Annotated in this window: 11 protein-coding genes, 2 tRNA genes and 1 pseudogene; 1 reads left to right on the top strand and 13 read right to left on the bottom strand. The window is 67.8% G+C overall.

The window, feature by feature from the left end; genetic code table 11:
• Window positions 1-14: 14 nt before the first annotated feature.
• Window positions 15-1,250 carry a cytochrome P450 family protein gene (locus GIY23_RS00065; RefSeq protein ID WP_154074799.1) on the bottom strand — a complete coding sequence of 412 codons (1,236 nt, stop codon included), beginning with the start codon at window positions 1,248-1,250 and terminating at the stop codon, window positions 15-17.
• A gap of 59 nt (window positions 1,251-1,309) precedes the next feature.
• Window positions 1,310-1,807: a GbsR/MarR family transcriptional regulator gene (locus GIY23_RS00060; protein ID WP_154074798.1), complete on the bottom strand. Its 498-nt coding sequence runs from the start codon at window positions 1,805-1,807 to the stop codon at window positions 1,310-1,312.
• A 139-nt stretch (window positions 1,808-1,946) separates the two neighbouring features.
• On the opposite strand from GIY23_RS00060, the gene GIY23_RS00055 reads away from it, so the two are divergent.
• Window positions 1,947-2,786 carry an aldo/keto reductase gene (locus GIY23_RS00055; protein ID WP_154074797.1) on the top strand — a complete coding sequence of 280 codons (840 nt, stop codon included), beginning with the start codon at window positions 1,947-1,949 and terminating at the stop codon, window positions 2,784-2,786.
• Between the two features lie 690 nt (window positions 2,787-3,476).
• Here the strand turns inward: GIY23_RS00055 and GIY23_RS00050 are convergent.
• The 11 genes and pseudogenes from GIY23_RS00050 to dnaA form a co-directional block, all read right to left on the bottom strand.
• Window positions 3,477-3,549: transfer RNA gene (locus GIY23_RS00050), tRNA-Ala, on the bottom strand.
• A 91-nt stretch (window positions 3,550-3,640) separates the two neighbouring features.
• Window positions 3,641-3,751 (bottom strand): annotated as a pseudogene (locus tag GIY23_RS22745) (DLW-39 family protein); the annotation flags it as partial.
• Window positions 3,752-3,823: 72 nt separating this feature from the next.
• Window positions 3,824-3,900: transfer RNA gene (locus GIY23_RS00045), tRNA-Ile, on the bottom strand.
• A 105-nt stretch (window positions 3,901-4,005) separates the two neighbouring features.
• Window positions 4,006-4,815 carry a DUF3566 domain-containing protein gene (locus GIY23_RS00040; RefSeq protein WP_154074796.1) on the bottom strand — a complete coding sequence of 270 codons (810 nt, stop codon included), beginning with the start codon at window positions 4,813-4,815 and terminating at the stop codon, window positions 4,006-4,008.
• 80 nt (window positions 4,816-4,895) lie between these two features.
• Complete coding sequence (gyrA, locus tag GIY23_RS00035; protein WP_154074795.1) at window positions 4,896-8,657, bottom strand: intein-containing DNA gyrase subunit A; 3,762 nt, start codon at window positions 8,655-8,657, stop codon at window positions 4,896-4,898.
• A 75-nt stretch (window positions 8,658-8,732) separates the two neighbouring features.
• Window positions 8,733-10,706 (bottom strand): DNA topoisomerase (ATP-hydrolyzing) subunit B, encoded by a 1,974-nt coding sequence (gyrB, locus tag GIY23_RS00030; protein ID WP_154074794.1) that lies wholly within the window; start codon window positions 10,704-10,706, stop codon window positions 8,733-8,735.
• Between the two features lie 345 nt (window positions 10,707-11,051).
• Complete coding sequence (locus GIY23_RS00025; protein WP_154078482.1) at window positions 11,052-11,621, bottom strand: DciA family protein; 570 nt, start codon at window positions 11,619-11,621, stop codon at window positions 11,052-11,054.
• Between the two features lie 100 nt (window positions 11,622-11,721).
• Complete coding sequence (gene recF, locus GIY23_RS00020) at window positions 11,722-12,903, bottom strand: DNA replication/repair protein RecF (RefSeq protein WP_154074793.1); 1,182 nt, start codon at window positions 12,901-12,903, stop codon at window positions 11,722-11,724.
• A 218-nt stretch (window positions 12,904-13,121) separates the two neighbouring features.
• Window positions 13,122-14,009 (bottom strand): phosphogluconate dehydrogenase (NAD(+)-dependent, decarboxylating), encoded by an 888-nt coding sequence (gnd, locus tag GIY23_RS00015; RefSeq protein WP_154074792.1) that lies wholly within the window; start codon window positions 14,007-14,009, stop codon window positions 13,122-13,124.
• 50 nt (window positions 14,010-14,059) lie between these two features.
• Complete coding sequence (gene dnaN / locus GIY23_RS00010; protein ID WP_154074791.1) at window positions 14,060-15,184, bottom strand: DNA polymerase III subunit beta; 1,125 nt, start codon at window positions 15,182-15,184, stop codon at window positions 14,060-14,062.
• A gap of 1,127 nt (window positions 15,185-16,311) precedes the next feature.
• A complete protein-coding gene (gene dnaA / locus GIY23_RS00005; RefSeq protein ID WP_154074790.1) occupies window positions 16,312-18,546 on the bottom strand; it encodes a chromosomal replication initiator protein DnaA in 2,235 nt (744 codons plus the stop codon).
• Window positions 18,547-18,646: the final 100 nt, after the last annotated feature.

Genomic DNA, 18,646 nt, shown 5'->3' with positions numbered 1-18,646 from the left:
GATTCTCCTTCCCATCAGCCCAGGCGGACGGGCAGCTGTCGGTATCGGGTCCACAACGGCATCGGCTCGAAGGCGAGCTCGTCGCGCGGGACAGCCAGCGAGATCGCCGGGTGCCGGGCGAGCAGCACCTGCACAGCCACGCGGGCTTCCATCCGGGCGAGGTTGGACCCGAGACAGAAGTGCGGGCCGTGGCCGAACCCGAGGTGATGATTGGGGGTGCGAGTGATGTCGAACCGGTCCGGCTCGTCGAAAGCCGCCGGATCCCGGTTGGCCGAGCCCAGCAAGGGAATCACCGTGGCCCCGGCGGGGACGGTCTGCCCGTACCAGGTGATGTCCTCGACGGAAGTGGCCGGCTTCGTCCCGCCGACCGGGCCTGCGAAGCGCACGACCTCATCGACGGCCGAGCGCCACAGCGCCGTGTCCTCGGGTGCCTCGCGCAAGCGGGCGAGATCGTCAGGGTGGTCGAGCAGGGTGACCACCGCGTTGGTGATCAGGTTGAACGTGGTCTCGTAGCCGGCGACGATCAGCGTGAACACCATGGCCACGAGCTCGTCCTCGGAGAGGCGATCGCCGTCCTCTTCGGCCTGGATCAGACCGGTGAGGATGTCGTCGGCCGGCTCGGCACGCTTGCGGGCCACCAGCTCGCGAACCAACTCGGTCAGATCGCGGATCTTCGCGTCCCAGTCCTGCCGGGTGCCCTCGAAGTTGCTGAGCATGGCGGTCACCCCGAGCTGGAATCGTGCGCGATCGGCCTCGCCCACTCCGACCATGTCGGCGATGACGGTGAAGGGGATCGGCAGGGCGTACTCCTGCCGCAGATCGAGGACATCCTGTCCGGCCAGTGCGTCGAGACGATGGGTGGCCAGCGCGCGGACCCGCTCACCGAGTCGTTCGATCACCTTCGGGGTGAAGGGCTTGGCGACCAGCGCGCGCAGACGCTTGTGCTGGGTGCCGTCCTTCATGATGAGCGACTCTTCGCTCACCATGCGGACATGCTCGGGCAAACCCGCTGCGAGCGCCGAACCACCCCCGGGCGAGCGGGGCAGACGGGGATCAGTGAGCATGGCCCGGCAGTCCTCGTACCGCGCGAGCACCCAGATCGGCTGGGAGACCGGCCCGTAATCGATCTTGGTCTGCGCGATGGGTGCGTGCTCGCGCAGCCATGCGTAGTGCCCCTGCGGGTCGGCAGCGAACTCGGGGCTGCCGATGGCCGGGATCCCCTCGGTCATCGGCGTTGTCGAGCTGGTCATGTCGGACCTCCCAAGTGCTCGTGGTGGGTGAACTGCCGGGACCGGACGAGAACGAGTGCTCACCGGTCCAGATCGAGCTGGGACCGGTACTCGCGCCACCGAGTCATCGTCGCTTCGAGCTCCGCGCGCAGGAAGGCGAAGAACTCCTGGCTCTCCCGCATCCGTCTGCCGCCGGGAGTGTCCGGTCCGAGCGTCTCGACGCCCTCGGCGGCGGCCTTCTCGTAGTGACCGAGCAGGTCTGAACGCTGCAGGAAGATCCGCGACCAGACGTCCCGATCGTCGATCCGGTACAGGTCGCTGCGCATGCCGGGCTCGCGTTCCTTGGTCACCAGCCCGACCTGCACGAGGTAGCGAACCGCGCCGGAGATCGCAGCAGGACTGACCTGCAAGCCGGCGGCGAGATCGCCGGCCGTGTAGCGGTCGCTGTCCTCAGCCAGGACGTAGGCGAACACCCGTGCCGGCATCCGCGGAACCCCGGACTCCTCGAGCACCTGAGCAAAGCGCTCGACGTACCGCAGCACCCGCGTGTTGCGTTCCTCGCCTGCTTCCTCAGTCATGGAACCATCATAAACGACACGTGTTTCACACAACAATGAAATTTCATACGGAACGCGTCATGCTCAACTGCGTTCGCAGCCACCTCCCGCTGGCCGCCGACTTCTGCTGTCGCCGCAGTCAGCGAGCTAGGCTGCGCGAGTGACTGCGATCCCTTCTTACGAGCTGAACGACGGCAACTCCCTGCCTGCGGTGGGCTTCGGCACGGTCTCGCTGAGTGGCGACGGGGGAACAGCGGCGATCCGCGCCGCCCTTGAGAGCGGCTATCGGCTGCTCGACACCGCCGTCAACTACGGCAACGAGGAGGAAGTCGGCCGGGCAGTGCGCGCATCGAGCGTGGCTCGGGAGGACGTGCACATCACGACGAAGATCCCCGGCAGGCACCACGAGTACTCGCTGGCCGTGGAGTCGGTCGAAGGGTCCCTGCGCAGGAGCGGGTTCGACCACCTCGATCTGTGCCTGATCCACTGGCCGAACCCCGGCGTCGGCAAGTACCTCGAAGCGTGGCGCGCCCTCGTCGACGTCCGCGAGCGGGGCTTGGTGCGCTCCATCGGCGTCAGCAACTTCACCGAGCAACACCTGCACGCCGTCATCGACGACAGCGAAGTCACACCCGCAGTCAACCAGATCGAGCTGCACCCGTACTTCCCGCAGGCTGCGATGCGCGAGGTCGATGCCGAGCTGGGAATTCAAACGCAATCATGGAGCCCGCTGGGCAAACGCAGCGCCCCGTTCACCGAGCGACCGGTGACCGACGCCGCGGCAGCGCACAGCGTCACACCCGCCCAAGTGGTCCTACGGTGGCAGCTGCAGCTGGGGGCGCTGCCGATACCGAAGTCGGCGGACCCGCAGCGCCAGCTGGAGAACCTCGACCTCTTCGGCTTCGAACTCACCGACGCGGAAGTCACGGCGATCAGTGGGCTGGCCAGAGACGACGGTCGCCTGTTCGGCGGAGACCCCGACGTCCACGAGGAAATGTAGCCGCAGGTAAGACCGGCGACTGTGCGCCGACTGTTCTGCGGCTGCCTACGCAAGGTCGGCCACCGGCGGGTTCTCACCGCACGAAACCATCCACGGATCTTCCCGCCGAGCTCGCACAGGGACTGCTCGCCAGACCGGCGACCTTCCCGGTGGTGGCTCGCATCCCGACCACGACGTGCACGATCTGCTGTTCGACACGCTGCCCGTCCTCCCGCCGGGTACGGCGAAGAAGTTCATGAAGATCAGCGATATCCGGGAACGGTACTTCTCCGAACCGGACAAGACCGACGACGAGGTCGCCCAGCGCCCCGAGACCGACGAGCTGACGGCGTTCGGCAGGCTTGCACGAAACCGAGCTGCGCCGAATCAAGGACCTGCCGGACGACAGCAGCGCCCGGAACGGGCGACTTCGGCGAGCCGGGCTCGTGGGCCTGAACCCACCGAGCCTGCGTCGGCCGGGGTCCCGGGCACCCCACGCCAACGCATCCTGCGACGCTATCGAACGATCACGAGCTCAGTAGCAAGCGTGATGCGATACCGATGGTCAGGTTGCGCCGACCCGTGTTCGAGGCGCGTGCCTTGGGTACACGCGGCGATTCAGTCCCATCGCCAGTCCCATAGCCGACAGATCGACTGTCAGAGACCGCATGAGACGATCAGCCGAACCGCGCGTTCGCTGGTCACACTGTGTGGAGACGAGGGGAATCGAACCCCTGACCCCCGCCTTGCAAAAGCGGTGCTCTACCAATTGAGCTACGTCCCCGAGTAGGCGCCGCTGAGTGGATCAACGTGGCGCCCGGATTTCGCCCGGCGCCGCTCGGGCGCGCGTGCGGTCGACAGGATCAGACCTCGGCAGCGGTAGCCTCGCGCCACAGGTCCGCCTCGGCGGCCTTGGCGGCGCGGTTGCGCTGGACGACGAACAGAACAGCACCGGCGACTGCGGCGAGAACGAGCAGCTTCTTCATTTCCGGTCCCTCCTCGTGTTCTCCGATCCCGGAACATCCACGGCACGACACACCGGTCGAGGGACGCACGGGTGGTGGGCCTAGAAGGACTTGAACCTTCGACCTCTTCGTTATCAGCGAAGCGCTCTAACCGCCTGAGCTATAGGCCCGTGGTGTGCTGTGAACATTACAGGACGGCGCCCGCCCCTTTCACGTGGGGGCATGCGCGCAGCCGGGGGTGGTGGGCCGGTTCCGACGTCACCACCCCCGATGACTCACTCGCGCTCGGACAGCGTGACCTCGACGCCGCCTGCGAAGTCGGCGGCCACGTTGTAGATGAACGCCGCCACCGTCGCCAAGGCCGTGATGAGCAGGATGTTGACCGCGCCGATGATGGAAGCGACCCCGAAGACCCTGCCTGCGCTGATCAGCGGCTCGCTCGCCGGGTCGTCGGGTTGGGTCAGCTCGGTGAACGTGCCGTTGAGCTGGTCCCACACGCCCATACCGTCGAGGACCCCGTAGAGCACCGCCACGGCGATCATCCACACGAAGAACAGGGCGACGCTGAGCACCAGCGCCAACTTCAGCACCGACCACGGGTCGAGGCGCTTGATCTGCAGGCTCGCCCGCCGCGGGCCACGACTCGGCCGTCGGGACGAGACGCCTGGTCCTTCCGAGCGGGCGGACGACGCCCCCGTGAACGAGACGGTCGTGCGGTTCGCCGTCGTCGACTCGGAAGCCGTTTCGGACGCCGACTCACCGGGCCGGTACCCCGGCCGGGGAATCTGCTGGGTCGACTCGGAGTCCGGGTGAGACGCGGAGTCCGCCGCGAACATGCCCCCTGCCGACGGCAACTGGTCGGCGGCGACCTCCTCGGTGGAGTTCGACGCGGTGCCACGCTGCCACGGGGGCGGCGTGTCCGTGCCACCGAGCTCCTCCTGCTCCTGGGAAGCCGTGGCGCCGGTGGCCGGTGCGTCCGTGCCGGAACCCGTGCCGTCGGCCTTGGACTCGGTGATGACCGAGGACGACTCCGCGTCCTGCTGAGACTGCGAAGTCTCGTTCTCCGGCTTGTCGGAAGATGTCACGAGCGATCCCTCGTTGCTGTCGGCATCGGAGTCCCCTACGTGCGGTGCACGCTGTACCGCACAGCGTGCACCGCGTCACCTTACTGTCGTTGTTCCGGTCCTGCGGCATCCGGATCGCCGGCCTCGTCGGCGTTGCGTGCCACGGCGACCACCGAGGTTCCGCCGCCGAGGTCCATGAGGCGAACCCCCTTCGTCTGCCGACCGGCCTTCCGCACCTCCTTTGCGGTGGTCCGGATGACCCCGCCCTGGGAGGTGATCGCGTACAACTCGTCCTCGAGCTCGACGATGAGTGCGCCCACCAGCGTGCCACGTCGACGGTCGTGCTGAATCGTCAGCACGCCCTTACCGCCGCGACCCTGCACCGGATAGTCCTCGATCGGCGTACGTTTCGCGTATCCTCCGTCGGTCGCGATGAGGACGAACCGGTTCGGCCGGACCACTCCCATCGCGAGCAACTCGTCGCCGCTGTTGAAACGCATTCCCAGCACACCCGAGGTAGCCCGCCCCATCGGCCGCAGCACCTCGTCGGTGGCGTGGAAGCGGATCGAGAGCCCCTCGGCCGACACCAGCAGCAGGTCGTCGTCCGCGGAGCACAGCACCGCCCCGACGAGCTCGTCCTCGTCTTTCAGATTGACGCCGATAAGTCCACCCGATCGGTTGGAATCGAAATCGGTCAACTTGGACTTCTTGACCAGGCCCTTCTTCGTGGCCAGGACGAGGTACGGCGCGACGGTGTAGTCCTTGATCTGCATCACCTGGGCGATCTGCTCGTCCGGCTGGAACGCGAGCAGGTTCGCCACGTGCTGACCGCGCGCGGTGCGGTTGGCCTCCGGGAGTTCGTAGGCCTTCGCCCGGTAGACCCGGCCCTTGTTCGTGAAGAACAGGATCCAGTCGTGCGTGGAGCACACGAAGAAGTGCGAGACAATGTCGTCCTGCTTGAGCTGCGCTCCCTGCACACCCTTGCCGCCCCGCTTCTGCGCCCGGTACAGGTCGGTGCGGGTCCGCTTGGCGTAGCCGGTCCGGGTGATCGTGACGACCACGTCCTCGTCGGCGATGAGGTCCTCCATCGAGACCTCGCCCTCGTACGGGACGATCTTGGTCCGACGGTCGTCACCATGCTTGTTGACGATCTCCATGAGCTCGTCGCGGACGATGGTGCGCTGCCGCTCCGGCTTGTCCAGGATGTCCTTGAGATCCTCGATCTCCCGCTCGATCTCGGCGAGGTTGTCGATGATCTTCTGGCGTTCCAGCGCCGCCAGCCGCCGCAGCTGCATCTCCAGGATCGCGTTCGCCTGGGCCTCGTCCACGTCGAGCAGCTCGATCAAGCCGGTGCGGGCGTCGTCGACCGTCGGTGAACGCCGGATCAGCGCGATGACCTCGTCCAACGCGTCCAGCGCCTTGACCAGACCGCGCAGGATGTGCGCGCGTTCCTCGGCCTTGCGGAGCCGGTATCGGGTACGCCGGACGATGACGTCGACCTGGTGCCGGACGTAGAGCCGCACCATCTGGTCGAGCCGCAAGGTCCGCGGCACGCCCTCGACCAGCGCCAGCATGTTCACGCCGAACGTGGTCTGCAGCTGGGTGTGCTTGTAGAGGTTGTTGAGCACGACCTTCGGGATCGCGTCCCGCTTGAGCGTGATCACGATCCGCATACCGCGCCGGGCGTTCGACTCGTCGGCGATGTCCGAGATGCCGGAGATCTTGCCGTCGCGGTGCAGCGTCGCGATGGTCTCGATGAGGTTGTCCGGGTTGACCTGGTACGGCAGCTCGGAGACCACCAGAATGGTGCGTCCCTTGCTGTCGTCCTCGACGTCGACGACGGCCCGCATCTTGATCGAGCCGCGTCCGGTCCGGTACGCCTCGGAGATCGCGTTGGTTCCCAGGATCAACCCTCGAGTCGGGAAGTCCGGGCCCTTGATCCGTTCGAGCAGCGCCTCGAGCAGCTCGTCGTCGGTGCACTCCGGGTTGTCCAACGCCCAGACGACACCGTCGGCGACCTCGCGCATGTTGTGCGGAGGAATGTTCGTGGCCATCCCGACCGCGATCCCGCCACCGCCGTTGACCAGCAGGTTCGGAATGCGCGACGGCAGGACGTCCGGCTCCTGGGTCCGGCCGTCGTAGTTGTCGGAGAAGTCGACGGTGTCTTCTTCGATGTCGGCCAGCATCGACATCGCCAACGGCGCCAGCCGGGACTCGGTGTTGTGGCTGACGAACCCGTCCGTCACGAACGAGTGATCGTCGCTGTCCACGCGCAGGCTGTATACCGGCTGCACACCGGCATCGACGACCGACTCCACTTCGGCGTAGTAGTACCGTCCGTCGACCAAGGGCTCGACGACGTCGAGTGTCTCGCGGTTCGTGATCCGTTCGGAGATCTCGTCGCGACGCTGTTCGGATCGCTCGATCCGGTCGACGTTGTGCCCGCGCAGCCAGTCGCGCTCCGTCCAGCGGTTCGCCCCGTGCTCACGGATGTAGTCAGCGACGAACGGCACGTGGTCGTTGCTCATCGCACGGCTGGACTCGGGAATCGCGTCGAGAATGCCGGTCAGCTTGTCCTGCTTGACGTCGTCGAATCCGACCCTGGTCGCGAACAGTCTCGCGTCCCGGCGATTCGTGATGACGACCTTGAACTCGCCACGCGCGTACTCGGTGATCGCCGAGACGACGCCGAACTCCAGGAGGAGCTGCTGGACCTCACGGGCGAGCCGCGCGCTGTAGGTCGAGTAGGAGATCTGGACCGGGTTACGCGGAAGGGCCGAGCACGACCCGTCGCCGGTGAACAGACCGACGAGGAACGCCCGCTTCATGCTCTTCTCGCCGGTCCACACGAACTCAGGGACTCGTTTGTCCGCCGAGCGCTGCCCGATCATCGAGGCGAGAGGACTACGCCGGAACGCGGTCATGTCCTGGATGTCGAGTTCGTGAAGCGTCGCTCCGGAAGCGATGGTGCGACTCGACACGTACCGCCGACCGCCGACAACGGCGTCGAAGCAGTTGACGATGGAGCGGAAGAACCCGGCGTCCACATTGGTGAACCCGGCGCGGTGCTCGGAGACGAATCCTTCGCTGACGAAGGCACCCGCCAGCATCGCGCGGTCCCAGTCCCGCTCATCCTGCAGCGCCACGTCCTCCGGCGCATCGGTGCGCTGCATGACTACCCGGTCGCCGGACTGGATCTCGTCGAGGAGCTTCCACAGCAAGGTCGGCACGCCCAGGACGTTCACCAGGCACAACACCGGATGGTTCTGAGTGCCGGTGAGTTCGAATCCGCCGGTGGTGCGGAGCCGCAGCGTCGGGTGCTGCCCGGAGTGAAACAGCTTCTCCGCGCGGACCGGGTCACCGTGACGGCCGATGACCTTCAGATCGACGTCGTAGTCGTTGTCGGGCTGCGCGGTCGGCACGATGTCGGCGATCCGCGGCGACGAACCGTCGGCCATCTTGACCCGGGTGTCGCCGGTGACGCAGTAGCGCATCGCGGCGGCGGGATCGTTGCCGGGCGAGCCGAAGTTGCCCTGGCCGTCGATGAGCGGGTGACGCATCGCCCAGGGCTGGGCCAGGCGCACGAGAGTGTCGTAGATCGCCGAGTCGCCGTGCGGGTGGTAGTTACCCATCACCTCGCCGACCACGCGGGAGCACTTCACGTACCCGCGGTCCGGCCGGAAGCCGGAGTCGAACATGGCGTACAGCACGCGGCGGTGCACCGGCTTGAGGCCGTCGCGCACGTCGGGCAGCGCCCGGGCCACGATCACGCTCATGGCGTAGTCGATGTAGGAGCGCTGCATCTCCTGCTGGATGTCGACCGGTTCGGTCCGGTCGCCTTCCGGGGGCAGGGTCTCGGTCATGCCCGTCCTTGTCGTCGGTGTCGGAGAACGTTCCGACGGGGTTGGTCTGGTGGGTGCTGGCGCCGGGGTCCGGGACTACACGTCCAGGAACCGGACGTCCCGGGCGTTGCGGGTGATGAACGAGCGGCGCGATTCGACGTCCTCGCCCATGAGCACGCTGAACAGCTCGTCGGCCGTGGCCGCGTCGTCGAGCGTGACCTGCATGAGCAGCCGTGTCGCCGGGTCCATCGTGGTCTCCCACAGCTCGGAGGCGTTCATCTCGCCGAGACCCTTGTAGCGCTGGATGCCGTCGTCCTTCGGGACCTTCTTGCCGTCGGCGGCTCCGGCCTCGAGCAGCGCGTCGCGCTCGCGGTCCGAGTAGGCGTACTCGGGCTCGGCCCGCGGCCACTTGATCTTGTACAGCGGCGGCCGGGCGAGGAACACGTGCCCGTTCTCGATGAGCGGCCGCATGAACCGGAACAGCAGCGTGAGCAGCAACGTCTGGATGTGCTTGCCGTCCACGTCGGCGTCGGCCATGAGCACGATCTTGTGGTACCGCAGTTTCGAGATGTCGAACTCGTCGTGGATCCCGGTGCCGAGCGCGGTGATGATCGACTGGACCTCGTTGTTCTTGAGGACCTTGTCGATGCGTGCCTTCTCGACGTTGATGATCTTGCCTCGGATCGGCAGGATCGCCTGGAACTGCGACTCGCGGCCTTCCTTCGCCGAACCGCCTGCCGAGTCACCCTCGACGATGTAGAGCTCGCACTCGTCCGGCTGGTTGGACTGGCAGTCCTTGAGCTTGCCGGGCAGACCGCCGATGTCCATCGCGGACTTGCGGCGCACCAGCTCCTTCGCCCGGCGCGCAGCCTGGCGTGCCTGCGCGGACGAGACCGCCTTGTTGATGATCGTCTTCGCGTCCGACGGGTTGCGCTCGAACCAGTCGGAGAGCCATTCGAAGCACTGGGTCTGCACGAAGGACTTGACCTCGGTGTTGCCCAGCTTCGTCTTGGTCTGGCCCTCGAACTGCGGCTCGGCCACCTTCACCGACACGATCGCCGCCAGCCCCTCGCGAACGTCGTCACCGGTGAGGGCGCCGTCCTTGTCCTTGATGAGCTTCTTGTCCTTGGCGTAGGCGTTGACCACCCGGGTCAGCGCCGAGCGGAAGCCCTCCTCGTGAGTGCCGCCCTCGTGGGTGTTGATGGTGTTGGCGAAGGTGTAGACCGACTGGTTGTAGCCGTTGTTCCACTGCATCGCGACCTCGACCTCGTGGCCCTCGCCGGCGGCCGAGAACGAGACCGGCTTCTTGTGGATCGGGTCCTTCGTCGCGTTGATGTGCCGGACGAAGTCCTCCAGTCCGCCGGGGTACTCGAACTTCTGCTCCCGCACCTGCGCCTGCTCGCCGGAGGCGTCCTCACCGGAGGCGTCGTCCTCGCTCGTGCGCTCGTCACGGAGCACGATGGTCAGGCCCTTGTTCAGGAACGCCATCTCCTGCAGTCGACGCGCGATCGTCTCGGTGTTGAACACGGTCGTCTCGAACACCTTCGGATCCGCCCAGAAAGTGATGGACGTGCCGGTCCGACGAGTGGACTCGCCCTTCTGCACGTCCTGGACGGGCTTGGAGTCCTCGTAGCGCTGCCGCCACACGTGGCCGCCCACGTGGATCTCGGCCTCGAGCGCGCTCGACAACGCGTTGACCACGGAGACGCCGACACCGTGCAGTCCGCCGGAGACCGCGTAGGAACTGCCGTCGAACTTGCCGCCCGCGTGCAGAACGGTCAGCACGACCTCCAGGGTCGGCTTCTTCTCGACCGGGTGGGTATCGACGGGGATCCCGCGGCCGTCGTCGACGACGCGGACGCCGCCGTCGGCGAGCAGAGTGACCTCGACCTGGGAGGCGTGCCCGGCCATCGCCTCGTCGACGGAGTTGTCCACGACCTCCTGAACCAGGTGGTGCAGACCACGTTCACCGGTGGACCCGATGTACATGCCGGGCCGTTTGCGCACGGCCTCCAAACCTTCGAGGACGGTGATGGAGGACGCACTGTAGTCGTTCTTTTTCGATGCCACTGGCCTCGATGTCTCCTCGTGTCGGCCCGGAAGCCGCGTGTCGCCGCTGGGTGTGCGCTGCGCGCGGCGCAGCACGGTGGTGGCCCCGAGCACCCAGCGGACTGGGACGCCACTCGGGGCCGCCGGGTGTCCGCTGGGACGGGCTCGGTGACCGTTCTGCCGGTCTCCGCCGACCGTTCCGGCGCACACCCCGTTCGATTCTACTGGTCGAGCATTTCAGGAGTGCGGCAAGGACACGTCTGATTTGCTCTCTGAGCCCACAGATCGACCTCAGCCACCTTCGAGGGGCCTCCGCCGGTCCAGCGAACCCTCTCGGCGCCGATCGTCGAGCGCGACACGCCGAGGTCATCCGTAGGTGTCCCGGGGGCCGCGACCGGAGATGTGGCGAGGACCCTTCCGCCAGCTCGGCGCGGCGGGTGCCTGGACCTTGATGCGCTTGACGACGCCGTTGCCGACGCCGTCGGCGATGCGTTGCAGCAGCTGCCTGCGCAGCAGGCGCAGCTGGGTCGCCCACGCGGTGGACTCTGCCTGGACGGTGAGTTCGCCGTCGGTGAGAGTCACCGGCGTCGTGTGCTCGGCGATGTCCTCGCCGACCAGCGACGCCCACCGGTCGAACACGCGGCCGCCGGCGAGCTTGTCGCTCCACCCGCGCTCCCCGGCGATGCGGGACGCGATGCGACCGAGCGGCTGCGGGTCACGATCGTCCGCGCCTGCGCCCGACCAGCCGCGCCTGCGACGGACCCCGTCACTGCCGGGACGCCGGGTGCGCACTTTCCCCCGGGCCCCCGCGTTCGCCCGAGCCTTCGCCTGCGACTGGGAACGGGCGGCTTCGAGGGCGGCGCGGGCGAGGTCGGAACCCGCCGCAGCGCCGTCGTGACCGGACGCCGAATCACCGAACGCAGTCGAGTTGTCCACAGCGTCCACAGGGTTATCCCCAGTTGGAGGGCCTTTCGATGTGTCGGCAGTCACAGAGAGTGGGTCATTGTCGTCCCTGTCGTCGTTGTCGGTGAACAAATCACGACTGCTCGGCACGGTGCACCTCCCCTTCCCGCACGTCGAACCGAGGTCCCGCCAGTTCCTCAGGCACGTCCTCGAGCACGGCGGCCGTGACGAGGACCTGCTCCGCGCCGGCGACGAGCTCGGCGAGCCGCGCGCGGCGCCGCCGGTCCAGCTCGGCGAAGACGTCGTCGAGGATCAACACCGGCTCCGCGCCATCCTCCGTGAGCATCCGGTACGCGGCCAGCCGCAACGCCAGGGCGAACGACCACGACTCCCCATGACTCGCGTAACCCTTCGCAGGCAACTCGCCGAGCACGAGTTCCAGGTCGTCGCGGTGCGGCCCGACGAGGCACACCCCGCGCTCGAGCTCCTGCGACCGCATCCGCTCCAGCTCCGCGAGCAGGGCGCCTTCGAGCTTGGCCGGGTCCGCACGCGGACCGCCCTCGACGCCGTAGCTCTCGGGGAACGCCTCGGAGTGGTTGCTGCGGTAGTGGATGTTCGCGCGCCGATCCTGCGGTGTGGGGTCCGTTCCGGTCGCCGCCACGCTCGCGTAGGCGTCCGTGACGTGGAGCGCGAGGTCCGCCACGAGGTCGAGTCGCCCCGCCAGCAACACCGCGCCGTAGTGCGCGAGGTGCCCGTCCCAGACTTCCAGCGTCGACAGATCCGCTCGAGCGCCTGCGCGCTTCGCCGCCCCTGCCGATTTCAGCAGCGCACTGCGTTGTTTGAGGACTCGCTCGTAGTCCGACCGGACACCGGCGTACCGGGGCGAGCGGGAGGTCAGCAGCTCGTCGAGGAACGACCGCCGTTCACCGGGGTCGCCGCGTACCAGCGCGAGGTCTTCCGGTGCGAACAGCACCGTGCGTAGCACGCCGAGCACCTCTCGCGGACGCGTGGCAGCGCCCCTGTTGAGTCGCGCGCGGTTGGCTTTGCCCGGCGTGATCTCCAGCTCGACGAGCAGTTCCCGTCCGTTGTGCACGACCGCGGCACGCACGACGGCGCGCGAGGTTCCGTGCCGGACCAGCGGCGCGTCGCTCGCGACACGGTGTGAGCCCAGGGTGGCCACGTAGCCCAGTGCCTCGACCAGGTTCGTCTTGCCCTGGCCGTTGGCCCCGACCAACACGCACGGCCCCGGTTCCAGGGCGAGGTCCGCGTGCGGCCACGAGCGGAAGTCGCTCACTTGCAGATGGCGGACGTACACGGCGATCCAACCTAGTCGGGGTCCTGCGCGGCGGGACGAGAACGGCACCCTGTGGACAAGTCGAGACGACATGTCGACAAAACGACCCGGCGGGACGTTCGTGACCTGCGAAGATCTCTCGGTGGTGGTTCAGCATCCACCGAGTTGTCCACAGGTTCTCATGTTGTCCACAGCCGGGTGAGCACGCCACGCACGGACGCGGGGCAGGTTCGCCGGGATCAGCTGTCCGATTTCTGTACCGAGTGGCCGCCGAACTGGTTGCGCAACGCCGCCACCGCCTTCATCGCCGGGGAGTCCTCCTGCCGGGACGCGAAGCGGGCGAACAACGCCGAGGTGATCACCGGGGTCGGCACCGCGTTGTTGATCGACTCCTCCACGGTCCAGCGCCCCTCACCCGAGTCGCTGACCCACCCCCGGAGCTCCTGGAGTTCGGGGTCCTCGTCGAGTGCGCGCACCAGCAGATCGAGCAGCCAGGAACGCACCACGGTGCCCCGGCTCCATGCCTTGATCGTGGCCGGGACGTCGGTGACCACGTCCGAGGCCGCGAGCAGCTCGAAACCCTCGGCGTACGCCTGCATCAACCCGTACTCGATGCCGTTGTGCACCATCTTCGCGTAATGCCCGGCCCCGACCGGGCCCGCGTGCGCGAAACCCTCCTCGCGCGGACCCTCCGGGCGCAACGCGTCGAAGATCGGCATCGCCCGCTCGACGTCGGCGGTGTCCCCGCCTGCCATGAGCCCGTACCCGTTCGTCGCGCCCCAGACCCCGCCGGAGACGCCGACGTCGACGTAGCGGATGCCGTTCTCGGCGAGCCGCGCGGCGTGCTCCTGATCGTCGGTGAACTTCGAGTTGCCGCCTTCGATCACCAGGTCACCGGCCGAGAGTGCCGCTGCCAGTTCCTCCACGGTCTCGCGGGTCGGGTCGCCGTGCGGCACCATGATCCACACGACCCGTTCGCCCTGCAGCGCGGCGGCCAGGTCGGCGATCGAGGCGACGTCGCTGACGTCGGCGTTGCGGTCGTAGCCGACGACCTCGTGGCCGGCGGCGCGCAACCGCTCACGCATGTTGAAACCCATTCGGCCGAGGCCGACCAGTCCGAGCTGCAACGCGAAACTCCTCTGACGAACGCGGGGTGGATGCGGTGGGGTCCGGCCGGTCAGCCGGGCAACCGAACCGGCATGAGCAGGTACAAGTAGCCCTCGACGACCTGTCCCTCGTCGTCGACCGGTTTGATCAAGGCAGGCCGGTTCGACGTGGTGAACTGGAGTTTGGCGCGGTCGGTCTTGAGCGCGCCGAGCCCGTCGAGCAGGTAAGCCGGGTTGAAGGCGATGGTCAGCCCCTCCCCGGTGAGTTCGACCGGCAACTCCTCCTCCGCGCTGCCCTCGTCGTCGCCTCCCGCGGTCAGCCGCAACCCCGCCTCGGAGAACTCCAAGCGGACCTGGGTGCCGCGCTCGGCGACCAGCGACACGCGCTTGATCGCCTCGACCAACGCGGCCACGTCGACGATCGCGCTGACCGCCTCACTGTCCGGCAACAGCTGGCGGTACTTGGGGAACTCCGCGTCCAGCAGTCGCGAGGTCGTGCGCTTGGTGCTGCCGGACATGCCGAGCAGACCGTCGCCGGAGGCCAGCGACAGTTCGACCTTGCTGCCCGCCCCACCGAGCGTCTTCGCGGAATCGGCGAGCGTCTTCGCGGGGACGAGGACCGCGGTGTCGGCGACTTCCTGGCCCGGGTCCCAGGTGATCTCGCGCATCGCGAGCCGGAACCGGTCCGTGGCGACCATCGTGAGCCGGTCGCTGTTGATCTCGATGCGAACGCCGGTGAGCATCGGCAACGTGTCGTCCTTGCCCGCGGCGACCGCGACCTGTCCCACAGCCTCGGCGAACGAGTCGCCGGGCACGGACCCGGCGTGCGCGGGCAGGTCAGGCAACGCCGGATAGTCCTCGACAGGCATCGTCGGCAGGCTGAACTTCGCACTGCCGCAGGTGATCGAGACCCGCGAGCCGTCCACGGTGAGTTCGACGGGCCGGTTCGGCAACGCCTTGGTGATGTCGGCGAGCAGCCGGCCGGACACGAGCGTCTTGCCCGTCGCGTCGATGGAGGCCTCGACCGTGACCTGCGCGGAGACCTCGTAGTCGAACCCGGAAATCGTCAGCCCGTCACCGGAACTCGCATCGAGCAGTACCCCACCGAGCACCGGGACCGGCGGCCGCGACGGCAGACTGCGCGCGACCCAGGCGACGGCGTCGGCGAGACCGTCACGTTCCACGCGGATCTTCATGGATGTCCTTTCGGTTCCGGCGGGGCCGGGCGGAGAACGGCGGATGGGACGAGTTCGGGTCTGTGCACCCCGCGCCTGAGGTGCGTCCGCGCGTGCGGTGCTCGTTCCGAACCCCTCGGTGGCACGTACCTACCGAGATCCGGGGCGGCCCCGACTCGTGACGGCGCCGAGTGGTCCAGGACGAACACCGCGAACTCCGTACTCGGAACTGAGCCGTGGGGTTCGCGGAGCTTCCACCGTAGAGCGTGGCGACCGATCTCCGCATCCGGGTCGAGGCACTTCTCCGAAGCCGGTCGAGGTGTTCGCCGCCGGTTGTCCACGTGTCCACCGCCCCCTTACTTCTCTTTGTTTCTTTTCAAGAGGGAGAACAAGACAGTCGTAGTAGTAGGGCCTGTGGGTAGTGGGGACAACCGGTCTTCGTGCAGGTCAGGGTGCGTGTGCCGGTGTGGACCAGTCCGGGACGGTGGCGGTGGATGGATCGGGCCGGACGTGGACGGTTCGCGGGTCGGCCGGATCCGTCCACACCGCCCGGGTAGCTGTCCACAGTTGCGTCCCCAGCTTGGCGCCGAGTTGTACCCAAGCTCTGTGGGTCGCTCGTCTCCGGCGGATTCACTCGGATCGGGTTGTGGGTGAAGCTGTGGGCTAGTTGTGATCAACCACGCCGAGCCTGTGGGCAGATCGGGAACAGGTTGTGCACAGCTTGTGGGTGGATCGGAGACAAGCGCTGGTCAGCCTTGGGGACGGATCGGTTGTGGACATCTCGCGCTGGTGCGGACTTTTCTGTTCGGGCGGTGTGACGAGATCGGCGCGGTGCGACGGAAAGTGCGAGCACGTCCGCCTCCGGTGACGGGTGCGGCGGAGACGAAGAACGAGCTCGCCGAGCCCGCCAACCCCGGCGTCATCACCATGAAGCTGCCTGCCGGCCCGGGTGGATCGCGTCCGAGTACCGCAACAGAAAAGTTCCGTGCTCACACCGTGGGCGGACGACGGCGCGTCAGCGTGCCGGTGCGAGGGACGAGGGTTCCGCTGGAGGGGCGGCATCGTGACGACGCGCGCACTTGCACTGCCAACCGGCGCGCGTCAGCGGAGGCGCTACGAAACGCGGCAGGGAAGGAAGCAGGGGCCGGTCAGCGCGCGGCTTGCTGCTTGATGCGGGAGGTCAGTTCCTGCACCTGGTCGTAGACACGACGACGCTCGGCCATCTCCTTGCGGATCTTCTTGTCCGCGTGCATGACGGTCGTGTGGTCGCGGTTGCCGAAACTCTGGCCGATCTTCGGCAGCGAGGAGTCCGTGAGCTCACGGCACAGATACATCGCGATCTGACGGGCTTGCGCGAGCGCCTTCGTCTTCCCGGTCCCGCACAGGTCGTCCACAGTCACGGCGAAGTACTCGGCCGTGACGGCCATGATCGTCGGCGCGGTGATCTCCGGCGTCTGCGAGTCCGGGATGAGATCGCGAAGCACGATCTCCGCGAGCGAGACGTCCACCGCCTGCCGGTTCAACGATGCGAACGCGGTGACCCGGATCAAAGCGCCCTCGAGTTCGCGGATGTTGCGCTCGATCCGGGCGGCGATGAACTCCAGTACCTCGGCAGGCGCCGCCAGCCGGTCCTGTGCCGCCTTCTTGCGCAGGATCGCGATCCGCGTCTCCAACTCGGGCGGCTGGATGTCGGTGATCAGGCCCCACTCGAAGCGCGTCCGCAGCCGGTCCTCCAGTGTCCGCAGGCCCTTCGGCGGACGGTCGGAGGACACCACGATCTGCTTGTTCGAGTTGTGCAGGGTGTTGAAGGTGTGGAAGAACTCCTCCTGAGTCCCTTCCTTGCCCTCCAGGAACTGGATGTCGTCCACCAACAGCACGTCGACGTCCCGGTAGCGGCGCTGGAAGGCCACCTGCCGGTCGTCGCGCAGCGAGTTGATGAAGTCGTTGGTGAACTCCTCGGTCGAGACGTAGCGCACCCGCATCCCGGGGAACAGCCGCTGCGCGTAGTGGCCGACCGCGTGCAGCAAGTGCGTCTTGCCGAGTCCGGACTCGCCCCAGATGAACAGTGGGTTGTACGCGCGCGCCGGTGCTTCGGCCGCCGCGACGGCGGCGGCATGGGCGAACCGGTTCGACGCCCCGATGACGAAGGTGTCGAAGGTGTACTTGGCGTTGAGCCGGGTCTGCGAGGTCGGCGGCGCGTGTTTGGGCGCGGTGTAGGGCTGCCCCTGCTGCGTCTCCGGGTACTGCCCGCGCCCGAAGGTCGGCCAGATCTCGTTCGCCGCGTCGAGGGCCTCGCGCTCCTCGTCGACCTCGTCCTCGGCAGAGTCCTGCTGCTCGTCCTCGTCGGCCGTGTCGTTCGCGGCGTTGTCGCTGGTCGGCCAGTCCGGGGTGTCGTCGGCGCGCTTGGTGTCCTCGCCGGGTGTGACGGAATGGTCGGCCGCCGACGTGTATTCGGCGACCCCCGCCGAGGTGCCGGCCGGGAGACTCCCGGCAGTGCGGGACTCGGATCTGTCCGGAGCGCGGTGACCGTCGGTCGAGTACGTCGAGTGGTCACCGCTCGCTTGCCGGCCCGACGAGTGCCCGTCCGACGAGAAGGTGCCCGACGACTGGTTTCCGGGCACGTAACGGCCGGAGGAACGCGAATCGCCGCCGCGCGTCGTGGCGCCGAACTCCTGGCTCCGGTGAGGCTCGCTGGTCGAGCCGTACGACGGTGCCTGGGAGCCGTAGGAGGGTGTCTGCGTGGAACCGTAGGACCGCGGGGTCTCGGTGTGTTCGTGCGGACGGTGCGTGTCCGAAGCGGACGTACCGGGGGCCGACTCGGTGGGTCGGTGCACCTCCGCCGGAGTCACGGTGCCGTACCGACCGGAATCGGGTGTGGCCGTCACGTACGGGGAGGCGTCGTACGGCAGCCCTGGCTGGTGCGGGGCTGACCGGTGCGAAGTGGACTGGTGCCGTGAGGTTTCGGACCGGACGGAACCGTGCCCGGCCGACTCGTGCCGGGTGGACGAGCCGGTCGCCGTGGTCCGGTCTGTGTTCGTGCTGTTCCGGGGGGCCGCGGCGTCCATGTGCGCGGTCGCGCTCGGTGCGGGCGGAGGCGTCGACGCCCGGGTCGGCGCGGGCACCGCGGTGTCGACCTTCACCGCGAGGGAGACGTCCCGCCCGAGACGACGGGACAGGGCATCGGTGATCGGCTCCCGAAGCGCGCGCTCGATCGCTTCCTTCGCGAAGTCGCTCGGCGCGGCGAGCAGAGCAGTTCCGTCCAGCAGGCCGATGGGGCGCGTGACGCGCATCCAGGCGCGCTGCTGTGGGGAGAGCGTGCCCGAGGACAGCTCGTGCACCACCTCGGACCACACCCGACCGAGCTCGGTTTGGTGGTCGGACACCGCTGTTCTCCCCTCCCCTCCGGGAACATCACCCACCCTGCAACATCAGCCCACGCCGTGCGCGAGTGGTGCCGACGCAGGTGGCCGGGCAAGCTCTGCG

Origin of the sequence: Allosaccharopolyspora coralli (assembly GCF_009664835.1) — a bacterium.
Classification (GTDB): domain Bacteria; phylum Actinomycetota; class Actinomycetes; order Mycobacteriales; family Pseudonocardiaceae; genus Allosaccharopolyspora; species Allosaccharopolyspora coralli.
The sequence above is the reverse complement of the archived record's forward strand: the minus strand, read 5'-3'. Positions and strand labels throughout refer to the sequence as shown.

Bases quoted from the DNA above. Each gene is read 5' to 3' on its own strand.
- GIY23_RS00065 (WP_154074799.1), bottom strand. From the start codon at position 1,250: ATGACCAGCTCGACAACGCCGATGACCGAGGGGATCCCGGCCATCGGC.
- GIY23_RS00060 (WP_154074798.1), bottom strand. From the start codon at position 1,807: ATGACTGAGGAAGCAGGCGAGGAACGCAACACGCGGGTGCTGCGGTAC.
- gyrA (WP_154074795.1), bottom strand. From the start codon at position 8,657: ATGACCGAGACCCTGCCCCCGGAAGGCGACCGGACCGAACCGGTCGAC.
- dnaN (WP_154074791.1), bottom strand. From the start codon at position 15,184: ATGAAGATCCGCGTGGAACGTGACGGTCTCGCCGACGCCGTCGCCTGG.